Source organism: Chryseobacterium glaciei (genome assembly GCF_001648155.1).
GTDB classification, from domain to species: Bacteria; Bacteroidota; Bacteroidia; order Flavobacteriales; family Weeksellaceae; genus Chryseobacterium; species Chryseobacterium glaciei.
In genome coordinates, this window is the sequence record NZ_CP015199.1 from 3,320,442 (window position 1) to 3,332,965 (window position 12,524).

Consider the following 12,524-nt stretch of genomic DNA (forward strand, 5'->3'; position numbering starts at 1 on the left):
TTAACATTCCGTTATATTATTTTCAGGCATAATTTTGGTAAATTTGAGTAAATAATCGTTTTTATGGCTTATATAGATTACTATAAAATTTTAGGCGTAGATAAAAGCGCAACGCAGGATGATATTAAGAAAGCGTACCGAAAACAGGCAAGAAAACTCCATCCTGATCTCAATCCCAACGACAAAGAAGCTGAGAAAAAATTCAAAGAGCTGAACGAAGCCAATGAGGTTCTCAGCAATCCTGAAAATCGTACGAAGTATGATAAATACGGAGAAAATTGGAAACATGGTGAAGAATACGGAAAAGCTCAGCAACAGCAAAGTCAAGGTGGAAATTACAGTGGCGGATTTTCCGGTGCTGATTTTGGCGAAGGCGAAGACTTTTCAGACTTTTTCCAAAGTATGTTTGGCGGAGAAGGAGGTGGTTTTGGAAGAAGTTCCAGAGGAAGTGCATCAGGGAAATTTAAAGGTCAGGATGTTCATGCAGAACTGAATTTAAATTTAAGAGACGCCGCAACAACGCACCCGCAAACTTTTGATATTAATGGTAAAAAAGTAAGAATTACGATTCCTGCAGGTGTTTATGACGGACAGCAAATTAAGTTAAAAGGTCACGGAAATCCTGGAGCAAATGGTGGCCCGAGTGGGGATTTATATATCACTTTCAATATTTCTGCTGATGCTGATTTTGAAAGGATTGGTGATGATTTGAAAACAAAGATTCCGATTGACTTGTACACAGCAGTTTTAGGTGGCGACGTAAAAGTAAATACGTTGGATGGAAGTGTCAACCTTAAAGTAAAATCCGAAACGCAAAGCGGAACTACGGTGAGATTGAAAGGAAAAGGTTTTCCTGTGTACAAAAAAGAGGGACAATTTGGTGATTTGTTTGTGACTTATGAAGTAAAATTACCGACAGATCTTACAGAAAAGCAAAAAGAACTTTTTGAACAACTTAAAAATTCCTAGGCTATGAGTGAAAGAATATCGCGAGAAGAGCTCGTAAAAATATACAATATTGAGATCACTTTTTTTGACGAATTGGTAGATTCTGGATTGTTGACTATTCAGACTGAGAATGAAATACGTTACCTGATGTATGAAGATCTGCCGGTTTTCGAAAGATTTACCAATTGGCATTATGATCTGGAAATTAATCTGCCGGGTTTAGAGGTCATTCATGATATGTTAAATAAAATGGAAGATTTAAAACGGAAAAATCGTGAATTAATGATCAAACTTTCCGGAATAAGCAGTAAATATGAAGACGGATAATTTGTCAATATTTAAGGAGTTCCGAAGGAACAATTTAATTCAGGATAGGATGAAAATCTTATCTTTGTAAATATTAGATCAAATTAATTATGAATGAAGAAAAGGTTATTGTATTAAAACCTAAAAGACAGGATTTTGAAGAAATTTATTTCAATGGTAATCAAGGAAGTTTATTTTTTTCACAGACCACTAAAGGGAAAACAGTTACAACCATTGTCGTAGGATTGATTTTGATGATTTTATTTTGTTTTAAAGATGATTTAAGCAAAGAAAAATTTGGGATTTTATATTTTGTAAGCTTTTTATTTCTGCTTTGTGCGGTTTATCTTTCTTTAAGCATCAACAAAGTTTCAAAATGGAAAAAACAGGTTAACAGATATTTAAAATCATTGGAAGACTCTAAAATATATGAATTGAGGTTTAATGATGAAATTTTTAACGTCAATCTTAATCATCAGGAAGAATTAAGTAAATGGGAAGATTTTAAGTATTTTGAATCGAATAACGAATTTATTTCTCTGGAAGGCAAATTCAATTATATGTTTCCACGAAAATCAATGAGCGAAAAAGAGTACAGCTTATTGAAGCAAGTATTTAAGAAAAATATCAAACAATAAAAAAATCAGAGTAAACTTTTACTCTGATTTTTATTTTTATAATGAAAATTGATTAATCCAACCAACCCATTTCTTTCATCCATTCGTCGTTGTAGATTTTCCCTACATATCTTGAACCGTGATCGTGAAGAAGAACAACAATAACATCATCTTTTGTAAACTGATCTTTCATCTGAATCAAAGAAGCAATTGCGCTTCCCGCAGAATATCCACAGAAAATTCCTTCTTCTTTAGCTAATTTTCTAGCATAGATTGCTCCGTCTTTATCAGTTACTTTTTCGAAATGATCAATTACAGACATATCGTAGTTTTCAGGAATGATATCTTCACCAATTCCTTCTGTGATGTATGTGTAAGCGTGATCGTAATGCAATTCACCCGTCTCATGGAATTCCTTCAAAATAGAACCATAAGTATCAACACCAATCACTTTAATGTTAGGATTTCTCTCTTTAAAGAAAGTTCCACAACCTGTAACGGTACCTCCTGTTCCGGCTCCTGCTACAAAGTGAGTTAATTGTCCGTCAGTCTGTTCCCAGATTTCAGGTGCAGTAGACTCGTAATGAGCAGTTCTGTTGGATAAATTATCGTATTGATTAACGTACCATCCGTTTTCTGTTTCAGTTGCTAATCTCTTGGAAACCGAGTAGTAAGAACGCGGATCTGTAGGCTTAACGTCTGTTGGACAAACGATTACTTCAGCACCTACAGCACGAAGAATATCACATTTTTCTTTTGATTGTTTAGCGTTTGTTACAAAAATACATTTGTAACCTTTGATGATTGCTGCAAGAGCCAATCCCATCCCTGTATTTCCAGAAGTCCCTTCAATAATGGTCCCTCCGGGTTTTAATCTCCCGTCTTTCTCTGCATCTTCAATCATTTTCAGAGCCATTCTATCTTTCACAGAATTCCCGGGATTGAAGGTCTCAACCTTTGCCAAAACTAATGCAGGAAAATCTTCACCCAAAACCTTATTAAGCTTTACAAGTGGCGTATTTCCGATAGTTTCAAGGATGTTTTTTGCGTATTTCATAAATGTTTTTTATATGCGGTGCAAAGATACAGCTTTCAGATAATTAACGATTACGATTTGAATATTATTAAGTGAATTCTCAATAGTGAATTGTAAATTTAAAACTAAACCAGAAAAATTTATAATTCAGTATTTACAATTATTTATTTTAGAAGCTATTTCCTGCTTTTCGCACTCGCTATTTTTTGTGTTTCGGCGGCATTGCCGCCGAAACACAAAAAATGAGCTCAAACAAATGCTCCAATCAGGGCTAGGATATTTGTCGTTTATTCTACAGCCACAGCCTTGTCAAGGTTCTAAACCTTGACAAGGCTTAACAATCAGATCCACACCATAAATCAAAACGACAAACTTTATGTAAAAAATAAATTAATAATTTGTCATCAGTAAATTTTACATGAAGTTTGTAAAATTCACAATTAACTAGCGAAGCTAAATTGACAATTCACCCTTTAATTATACTTAATAGCTTTAACAGGAGAAATTTTACTAATCAAATAACTTGGAATAATCAATGCCAATCCGGAAATGATTAAAATTCCAACTGAAATTGAAATAATCGCGATAGGATTTAAGTCTACAGGAACGGTACTCACGTAATAATTCTCTGGATTCAATTTAATAATTCCAAAAAATTTCTGTAATAATATCAATCCAAGACCAATAATATTTCCATATAAAAGTCCGGGAATCATGATGATCAAAGTATAATTAATGAAAGTTGCTCTGATCTGAGAATTGCTTGCTCCTAATGTTTTAAGTAAACCGATGGAATTCGTTCTTTCAATAATCAGAATCAAAAGAACCATGATAATATTAATGACAACTACAACCAGCATAATGACGATGATCAATGCAATATTAGTGTCAAAAATACTGATCCAATCTGTGATTTGCGGGAATTTTTCAGTTGCTTTTTCTGCGTAGTTTTTGTAGCCGATTAACTTTTCTATTTCGGGGAAATCACTGTCGATATCATTTACATTTTTCAGGAAAATATCGATTCCGCCAATTTCATTAGGCTTCATATCCTGAATCTTTCTCACATGATTGATTCCACCAATAACGAACTGTTCATCAATCATTTTGATATCGGTTTTATAAATACCGACTACTTCAAATTTTCTGTAAATAGGCTTCTGATCTGCTTTCGAAAATATCGTAACAATGCTGTCTTTAACCTTTAGATGAAGATCATTTGCTATTTTTTGAGAAATAGTAACGCCATTATTGTAGCCTATTTCTGTAATTTTTGGAGTCGTTCCTGCAACAAGGAATTTTTTGAATCTTAAACTGTCAAAATCCTTTCCAACACCTTTAAAAATAATTCCTGCAAAGTTATGCTCATTACGCATAATTCCTGTAGTCATTGCATATTTCTGAACGGTTTCTACGTCAGGAATTTCTTTTATTTTTGGAATATCCAACCCCTGATTATCGAGAACGGAAGTGTTGTAGGAAGAGTTTGAACGAGTAGATTTTACCGTAATATGTCCGCTGAAATCCGCCAGTCTTTCTTTAATCGCTTTTTTTGACCCGAAACCTGTGGAAACCGTGATCAGTGAAACGATAATTCCTAAAGCCACAGAAAGTCTGCCTATGAAGATGATAACCCTTGAAAGGTTATTTTTGTTATCTTTGGAAAACGCTATTTTTCTAGAGAAATATAAAGGAAATTTCAAGCTTATGAATTTAGATTTCAAAATTAAAAATTTACTTCTGATTTGCCTAATTTTTTTAGGAGTATTCAATCAGTATTATTCTCAAACGGGTAATGTCGGTACTTTTAAAACCGGAGCAGACCGTCCTGAAACATATTTGCCATTATTAAAAGGAAAGACAATAGGGATCGTGACCAACCAGACAGGTTTGATGAGCGACAAAACTCATTTGGTAGATTTTTTAGTTAAAAATAATATTAAAATAAAATCAATTTTTGCTCCTGAACATGGTTTCAGAGGTGATGCTGATGCAGGTGAAAAGGTGAAAAATGGAGTAGATGTAAAAACAGGAATTCCTATCGTTTCTTTGTACGGAAATAATAAAAAGCCAAAGCCTGAGCAATTGAAAGGACTTGATATTGTGATTTTTGATATTCAGGATGTTGGGGCAAGATTTTACACGTATATTTCTACGTTAACCTATTTAATGGAAGCCGGAGCGGAAAATAATGTTGAGATCATGGTTTTAGACCGACCTAATCCGCATGATGGTTACACAGATGGACCTGTTTTAAAGAAAAAATGGACAAGTTTTGTAGGAATGCATGAAGTTCCTGTCGTTTACGGATTAACAATCGGTGAATACGGAAAAATGGTGAATGGCGAAAAGTGGCTGAAAAATGGAGTTCAGGCAAAATATACTTTGATCCAGATGCAAAATTATCATAAGAAAATGCGTTATCCAATTTTAGATAAACCATCCCCAAATTTACCAAACGATAAATCCATCAATTTATATCCAAGTTTATGTTTTTTTGAGGGAACGCAGGTTTCGGCGGGAAGAGGAACAGATTTGCCCTTCCAGATTTACGGTTCTCCATGGACAAAAGATCTGCCTTATCAATTTACTCCAAAACCCAACTTTGGTGCAAAAGATCCTTTCTTAAATGGCAAATTATGTTACGGAGAAAATCTTTCAAATTATCCTACAGATTTACGAGAATTAAACCTTGAATGGGTTATTAAAGCCTATAAAAACTACAAAAATCCACAGCAGGATTTCTTCTTGAAAAATTTATGGTTTGATACTTTAGCCGGAACAGATGAATTGAGAAAACAAATCATCGCAGGAAAATCGATCAAAGAAATTAAAGCTTCCTGGAAAACGGATTTAGATAAATTTGAGAAAATAAGAACGAAATACGTTGTTTACGAAAATTAAAAGAAAAGTGAATTGTCAACAGTCAATTTGGCTAAGCCAGTCAATTTTAAAATTCACACAAGCGCAAGCGAATTCACTATTGACAATTCATATTCTGACTAATCAAAATCCGGTGGGGGAGTTTTATCGTCTTTACCTTTATTCAGGATGAAAAGCCCGATCGTTAAACCAATAACTCCTGCACCCGCGATCATTAAAGCACTTTGTAATTTATCAGCCTGATCATTTCCGATGAAATTCATTAAAAAAAGAATGACAAAGGTGATCGCTGATATGATGATATGGTTTCTTCCGAAAAGTTTCATTGTATTATTTTAATTTATAAGAGATCATGATTCCGCCTCTGTACGGGAGAATTTCACCACTTTTGTTATATTTTTCTGCAACATCATAACGTTTGCCTGTTGTACGGTCATAACCTTTGTAAAAACCTTGCGAAGTACCAACGGTTGCATATATATCCATATTCCACCTGTCTGATAGTTGGAATTGATAACCTCCTGTAATTCCCAATGCAATAGAATACCCCTTTTGATAAAGATTTGAATATACTAATAAATCTCCATTATGTTCATTAATAAACTCACCATCACTCCAGTAGCTCCATTTTTGTAACGTGAAGGCAGATGCAGCAATATTGGCTCCGATATACCAATGTTTAAAAGCTTCATTAAAATAATATCTTCCTTCTAAAGATACAGAGTAGTTCTGCAGTTCATGGCCTGCAAAAGATTTCCATGGAGAAATGAAAACATCAGCTTGTACGGTATATTTTTTACTGATTTGATGTTCTAAACCTGCATTTAAAATTCCTATAGGTAAAAATGGAGCATTTACTTTTACATAAACACTCTTTTCACTATTGTCTTGTTCTTGAGCATTGATTGTTCCTAATAAAAATAAGGTTAGGAATCCTGTAAGCAATTTAATTTTCAACATTTGTTATTTTATTTGTTTTAATAACCCTTCTGCCAGAGTAGAATCCTTTTGAGATTGGGATGCTATATTTTTTGACATTTCAGCGTAAGTTTTTGCCATCTCATTATTTCCTGTTAAGAAATAAAGTCTTGCCAAAATATAAGTGTTTTCCGAAGTTTCCCCTCTCATTACAGATTTTTCTGCCCATTCAAGAGCTTTCTTTAATGATGATGGTGTTTTTATATGTTCAGAAAAAATCCATGCTGTTTTTAGTAATTCGTTTGGTTCGAAAGAATCAGAATTTTTATAATATTCTAACGCTGCTTTTTCGTATTCAGGAAAATTGGCATTTTGCTCGTAATAGGCTAATTTTGTCTGATTAAGCTTAGTCTGAGCATCAAGTTTTCCAACCAACGGTTCGGCTATTTTCATGAAATATTCGTCGTTGATTTTTTTATTTTTATCATCAATAGATTGCTCAACAACTTTTGCTAATTTTAACTGATTATCAAATTCTTTGTAAGTTTCCTCGGGTAAAAATTTAATGATTTCTGCTTTTTTCGAAGTGAAAATTTTATAATTTGAGTCTTCGGTAGACTTTAAAAAGAAGAATAAAAATCCGATATCATCTTTTGAAAGTTCATCGGTTTTCTTTTTATTTTCAAAATATCTTTCAGAGGCTTTTTTGGCAAAATCAAAATCGCTTGTTGAATTTAATTTCATGATATTAACCAAGAATTCAGAATCTTTTTCCCCTTTTGCAAAACGGTCTTTTAGAGAACCTTTTTTGTTATTTGGTGAATTTACTTCTTTGGCCATCGATAAGAAAAGACTTTCTTCCATGTAACCGAAGTTTTGAGAAACCAATTCTCCGTCACCGTTTAAAAACAGATAAGTTGGGTACGAACGAACTCCGTATTTCGCAGCGATTTCTCTTCCTTCACCTTTCTCCATATCAAATCTTGCATTCACAAAACTGGAGTTGAAATAATCTCCGACAGATTTTTGAGTAAATATATTTTTCTCCATCATTTTACATGGGCCACACCAAGAAGCATAAGCGTCTATAAAAACAATTTTGTTTTCTTTTTTTGCTTTAGCAACGAGATCTTTAAACGGTAACTCCTGAAACTTTATTGCTTCCTGAGCAAATGTAATGATGGTAGAGAATAAAAATAATCCAGAGATGATCTTCTTCATGTTTGATTTAAAATTAAAAAAGCGAATATACTTATTTTCAACGTAAATGGAAGATGAATAGTATTGAAAGTATGATTTGTTTTTATATATTAAAATGATAACTGAGCTATAAAATGTTATAAGATTTTAATAAAAATATAATAAATGAACGGTTATTCTTCCTTTATTTATAATAATTGATTTTTTATTCTTTATTGATTAAAATTCAGGCATAATTAAAAAAAACGCCTTTGGGAGAGGCGGTTTAAGGATTGTAAAAAACGTTAAAGAAGCTATTTTTTGATAACCTTTTTAATTATTGTTGGTGTATTTGCCTGATCTATTTTCAGAAGATAAACTCCTTTTATTAAACCGGAAATATCTATACTTGATTTGTTTTCTGATGTTAAAACCAATTGTCCTGCTGTGCTGTAGATCGTTACTTTAAACTTCGTAGCATTTTTGCCTAATTTAATATTGATTACGTCCTGAGCCGGATTCGGATAAATACTGATATCATCTTTTAAAATACCCGGATTTGAAGTTCCTAAGTTTGTGAAAGAGATAACATCTTTTAAAATACCTAAAGAATTGGTCGTCAAATAAATTTCAGCAGTTGTAGCGTCTACAAAGCGGGCTGTACCATCAATAACTGTTGTGTTGAAATAGTTTGAGGCCGTTTTTTCCTGCCAGTTTGTTCCTCCGTTGCTAGTGTAGATAACTTTTGGAAGAGTAGTTAAATACGTGTTGGTAATTCCTATGATCTGTCCGTTTTGTTTTGTTGAATGTTCAACTTTATTTACCATTCCGTCATAGATCTTAGACCATGTATTTCCTGCATCAATTGAAGTGTAGATACCATTTGAAGCGGCCATTGTGTACTGACTTGTATTTATTGGATTCTGAACTAAGCTTAAAGCAATATTCGGAAGCGTTAAACCTTGCAAACCTGCAGTAATTTCCGTCCATGAAGTTCCACTGTTTGTAGTTTTAAACAATCTGTTACCAACGGTTACCAATACTTCATTGGAGTTGTTTTGATTTACTTTAATTCCATAAATATAATCTTCATCATAAGGTAAAGTGATGATGTCGTTTACCGGATTTCCTGTATTTGTAAAATCAGATTTAATCAAAGTTGCATTGACACCATTGAAAGTGGCAATCCAAGCAATATTTTGATTAGCCGGATCTGTTTCTGCAGCGGTAAAGCCAGTGTCATAAGTATTGTAAAGCGGTGTTACAGTAGTTCCATAATCATCACTTACATTGATGTTATTTCCCATAAAAGATGATTCATAGGTATAGACTCTTCCTGCATGCTTTTTGTCGATATACATCAGTCCAATTTGTCCATCCATCGGGCTTTCGTTAAGAGGCATTACGCTGATTGGCATTTCCTGATTGTTGGTAAGATTTTTTACAGTGTAGCCATATTGTACTCCATAAATTAACTTATCAACACCATTATCATTAATTACATTTATTTTTCCCATTCCATTAAAAAACGGATTTGCTATAGAAGTAAGCGTTACTCCTCTGTCTGATGAGAATTTTGGAAAACGGTTGTTGGAAATGATAACATTGTTTAAATTATTCGGATCAAATGTGGCATCAATTCCATAATAATAAGAACTTCCGTCTGTTAAACCAGCGTGTGGAGTGGTAGTCCACGTTGTCCCGTCATTTGTTGTTACTGCAACTCTGTCGTCAGCTAAAACAACTACGTGGCTTGGTTTATAAGGGTTTATTTCAATTTTCGGTACATTTTTTAGTCCAATAGGATTTGTAGACCATGTAATACCAGTTTGTTCTGTCCAAGCATTTCCTGCATCTGTAGATTTGTAAACTGCTTCATGCTGATTTGGATACGTCCAAAGAACACCAGTTCCTGCATACATAATATTCGGATTAGAAGGATTAATTGCGATTGATTGTAGGATAAGTCCGTTAAGTTTTTCTGTCCAAGTTGCTCCTGCATCTGTTGATTTTAATAAACCTCCATCTACATTTCCGGGACCTCCGTTACGTACGATATAAAGTTTTTGAGGGTCTGTAGGATCCATAATAGCATCGTTTACAAGGACATTTTCATAATTTGCAGCATCAAAAACCTTCGTCCAGGTAGTTCCGCCGTTGGTCGTTTTAAAAAATTTATCATTGTCGCCTTTTGCAAACATGGTTGCGGTATTCATATTACCATTATCAAGAATCGAATAATTGCTAATGCTTTCAACAGCTTCGTTGGGAGGCATATTGTATTCTTTTAAAATGCTTAAAGTTGATAAATTCAATACAATAACTCTGTTTAGCGTACTTCCTAAACCGAAGTATTGGATAAAACTCAATGCTGTACCATTATTGGTAAGTCTCATTTGTGAAATGCTTGGCGCATATTCCGGGTAGGGAAGGGTGTATAAGACATTCCAGGTTGTTCCATTGTTGTTGGAGACCATAATGTGCTTATCAATATAAGTTGTTGCGTAAATTTTGTTGGGAACAGTTTTGTCGTAAACAAAATTTCGTAACTGTCCATATTCCGGATTTCCTGCGAAGCTTACCTGCGCATAGGTAAATTGCAGAATCAGAATAAAAAATAAAGTAAATACTGTTTTCTTCATAATAACTGTTCTATTGATTAATAGACACAAATTTATTTTTTGAAAAAAACTTTAAGCTAAATCACGAGGGAATTAGTAAGACCGGAACGAGAAAAAACGTGACTTTTTTATCTAAATATTTGATAAATAACTAAATAAGTCATTTGAGTTGGCGAGGTTCAATTTCTTAGAAACCCTTTCTTTTCTTTTTCGGCAGGCTTCAATAGTGATATTAAAAATGGATGAAATTTCTTTGGTTGAAAGATTCATGTAAATGTAACTGATGTATCGGATATCATTCAAAGTAAGATCTGGATGCTTTTCTTTTAAATTGTCGATAAATTTGCTGTTGATTTTTTCGAAGTGGGTTAAAAAATCATCATCATTACTGTCTTCTTTGGTCAGAATTAATTTTAACTGATCCAATTGTTGAGAAAGCTGATCGTTTTTAATGATTTCCGGATTCTTTTTCAGTTTAAGAATATATTCCTCAATTTTATCATTTCTTTGAGCGATATGAATGGCATTTGCAGCTAGTTTTCGGTTTCTGCTTTCCAGTTCATTTTTGAGTTTTTCTTTTTCCAGAAGAGCTTCAGTTTCCTTTTCTTTGATCTGTTGTTCGAGTAAAAGATTATCGTTTTCTTTATTTTTTAATTCTAATGTAATAATCTGCTCATTTCGTTCAGCAATAGTTCTTTTTTGTCGGTTTTTTAAATAAAGTGTTCTGAACAGCCAGCTCAATAAAGCTAAAATTGAAATACAGAATGCAGCAACGTAAAATTTTAACCTTTTTTCGCTTTTAAGTTCTTTTTGTGAGTCCTGAAGTTTTAGTTTGATCTCACTATTTTGGTACATCGCCTGATTTTTAATTGCATTAAGCGAATCTTTAACAATAATCACAGAATCTTTGTATTGTAAAGCCTTATCATAATTTCCCAAACTGAAATACAGGTTCGAAAACTGATTGTAAATATCTTTTGTATTCGTATAATTCAGGTTTTCTTTTTGAGCCTGATTGACGTAGGAAATGGCTTTATCACTTTGTTTTTTACCCAAATAAACTTTCGAAAGTATTAATAATGCCGAAATTCTGTGATCAATATATTCCTTGCTCTTTAATTTTTGTAAAAGAGGTTCCAGAATATTGAGGGCTTTGTCAAATTCATTTCTTTCAACAAAATTTTTAGCTTCTGCGAGATCAAGATCGATGTCTGTTCTTACATTATTTTTTATTTTTAAAGCTTCTCTGGAGATTTTAATATATTCCAACGCTTTATCGAGTTGATGAGTTATGTTATAAAGATCAGCCAAACTACTCGAATAGATCGCAATGCCAATTTGATCTTTATTGGCAACCGCAAGATCGTAGGCTCTTTTTTGATGTTTTTCGGATTCTTTATATTTTCCCTGTTGAAGATAAACGAGGGCGATGTTGTTTAAAACCGTCATTTCACGGTCGCTCTTCAAATATTTTACAGCAATGGAGTACGCTTCTAAATAATAATCTAAAGCGGTGCTGTAATCGGACATTTGATAATAATTAAGTCCAATACAGTTTGTGGTAATAAACTGCTGTTGGTACAAACTATTTTGTTCGGCAACTTTTTTGGCTTCGGCAAAAATTTCTAAAGAGGCAGAGTGATCTTTTTTATATAAAGCATCAATTCCTTTTTTTATTAAAGCATCACAATGTTCTGCAGCGTCATCTTTTTGGGCAAGAAGATGACCTGATGATAAAATAAACAAGAATAACAAAATAAGGTGCTTCATCGTAAATGTGTGCCTAAAAGTATTTTAATTAATGTATAAATCCCAATTTGCGATTAAAATTACACAAAAACTAGAAAACAGAGCCTAATCTTAATCTAGTTTTGAATCTTTAAATTTAAAATGAAGAATTTGGACATAAAAAAACCACCTTGATTAAGGTGGTTTTGTGGTTTCTCCAGGAATATTTCAACGACTCTAAGTACTTCTTTATTAATTGTTTAATTTTTTTACTGTGGCAATACTGTG

At 33.2% G+C, this 12,524-nt stretch carries 11 protein-coding genes; 4 read left to right on the forward strand and 7 right to left on the reverse strand.

The window, feature by feature from the left end; all coding sequences use genetic code 11:
- The first annotated feature begins 63 nt into the window (after positions 1–63).
- From A0O34_RS14885 to A0O34_RS14895, 3 genes are all read left to right on the forward strand, one after another.
- On the forward strand, positions 64–969 hold the full coding sequence (locus tag A0O34_RS14885) for a DnaJ C-terminal domain-containing protein (protein WP_066756052.1): 906 nt from the start codon (positions 64–66) through the stop codon (positions 967–969).
- Between the two features lie 3 nt (positions 970–972).
- Positions 973–1,275 carry a chaperone modulator CbpM gene (locus tag A0O34_RS14890; RefSeq protein WP_066756060.1) on the forward strand — a complete coding sequence of 101 codons (303 nt, stop codon included), beginning with the start codon at positions 973–975 and terminating at the stop codon, positions 1,273–1,275.
- 89 nt (positions 1,276–1,364) lie between these two features.
- A complete protein-coding gene (locus tag A0O34_RS14895) occupies positions 1,365–1,892 on the forward strand; it encodes a hypothetical protein (RefSeq protein ID WP_066756063.1) in 528 nt (175 codons plus the stop codon).
- Between the two features lie 52 nt (positions 1,893–1,944).
- On the opposite strand, the gene A0O34_RS14900 is transcribed toward A0O34_RS14895, so the two are convergent.
- Positions 1,945–2,928 carry a PLP-dependent cysteine synthase family protein gene (locus A0O34_RS14900; protein ID WP_066756066.1) on the reverse strand — a complete coding sequence of 328 codons (984 nt, stop codon included), beginning with the start codon at positions 2,926–2,928 and terminating at the stop codon, positions 1,945–1,947.
- A 452-nt stretch (positions 2,929–3,380) separates the two neighbouring features.
- Positions 3,381–4,610, reverse strand: coding sequence for an ABC transporter permease (locus A0O34_RS14905; protein ID WP_066756069.1), 1,230 nt, complete (start codon positions 4,608–4,610; stop codon positions 3,381–3,383).
- A 4-nt stretch (positions 4,611–4,614) separates the two neighbouring features.
- Between A0O34_RS14905 and A0O34_RS14910 the strand changes: the two genes are divergently transcribed.
- A complete protein-coding gene (locus A0O34_RS14910; RefSeq protein ID WP_066759757.1) occupies positions 4,615–5,811 on the forward strand; it encodes an exo-beta-N-acetylmuramidase NamZ family protein in 1,197 nt (398 codons plus the stop codon).
- A gap of 98 nt (positions 5,812–5,909) precedes the next feature.
- Here the strand turns inward: A0O34_RS14910 and A0O34_RS14915 are convergent, their stop codons facing one another.
- The 5 genes from A0O34_RS14915 to A0O34_RS14935 form a co-directional block, all read right to left on the reverse strand.
- Positions 5,910–6,116, reverse strand: coding sequence for a hypothetical protein (locus tag A0O34_RS14915; protein ID WP_066756071.1), 207 nt, complete (start codon positions 6,114–6,116; stop codon positions 5,910–5,912).
- Between the two features lie 4 nt (positions 6,117–6,120).
- A complete protein-coding gene (locus A0O34_RS14920; protein WP_066756073.1) occupies positions 6,121–6,750 on the reverse strand; it encodes a DUF3575 domain-containing protein in 630 nt (209 codons plus the stop codon).
- Positions 6,751–6,753: 3 nt separating this feature from the next.
- Positions 6,754–7,929: a thioredoxin fold domain-containing protein gene (locus A0O34_RS14925; RefSeq protein WP_066756075.1), complete on the reverse strand. Its 1,176-nt coding sequence runs from the start codon at positions 7,927–7,929 to the stop codon at positions 6,754–6,756.
- Between the two features lie 272 nt (positions 7,930–8,201).
- Positions 8,202–10,529 carry a T9SS type A sorting domain-containing protein gene (locus tag A0O34_RS14930; protein ID WP_066756078.1) on the reverse strand — a complete coding sequence of 776 codons (2,328 nt, stop codon included), beginning with the start codon at positions 10,527–10,529 and terminating at the stop codon, positions 8,202–8,204.
- 111 nt (positions 10,530–10,640) lie between these two features.
- Positions 10,641–12,278: a tetratricopeptide repeat protein gene (locus A0O34_RS14935; RefSeq protein WP_066756081.1), complete on the reverse strand. Its 1,638-nt coding sequence runs from the start codon at positions 12,276–12,278 to the stop codon at positions 10,641–10,643.
- Positions 12,279–12,524: the final 246 nt, after the last annotated feature.

Coding starts and splice junctions, on each gene's coding strand:
- A0O34_RS14890 (WP_066756060.1), top strand. CDS start 973: ATGAGTGAAAGAATATCGCGAGAAGAGCTCGTAAAAATATACAATATT.
- A0O34_RS14910 (WP_066759757.1), top strand. CDS start 4,615: ATGAATTTAGATTTCAAAATTAAAAATTTACTTCTGATTTGCCTAATT.
- A0O34_RS14935 (WP_066756081.1), bottom strand. CDS start 12,278: ATGAAGCACCTTATTTTGTTATTCTTGTTTATTTTATCATCAGGTCAT.
- A0O34_RS14915 (WP_066756071.1), bottom strand. CDS start 6,116: ATGAAACTTTTCGGAAGAAACCATATCATCATATCAGCGATCACCTTT.
- A0O34_RS14885 (WP_066756052.1), top strand. CDS start 64: ATGGCTTATATAGATTACTATAAAATTTTAGGCGTAGATAAAAGCGCA.
- A0O34_RS14925 (WP_066756075.1), bottom strand. CDS start 7,929: ATGAAGAAGATCATCTCTGGATTATTTTTATTCTCTACCATCATTACA.
- A0O34_RS14895 (WP_066756063.1), top strand. CDS start 1,365: ATGAATGAAGAAAAGGTTATTGTATTAAAACCTAAAAGACAGGATTTT.
- A0O34_RS14920 (WP_066756073.1), bottom strand. CDS start 6,750: ATGTTGAAAATTAAATTGCTTACAGGATTCCTAACCTTATTTTTATTA.
- A0O34_RS14900 (WP_066756066.1), bottom strand. CDS start 2,928: ATGAAATACGCAAAAAACATCCTTGAAACTATCGGAAATACGCCACTT.
- A0O34_RS14930 (WP_066756078.1), bottom strand. CDS start 10,529: ATGAAGAAAACAGTATTTACTTTATTTTTTATTCTGATTCTGCAATTT.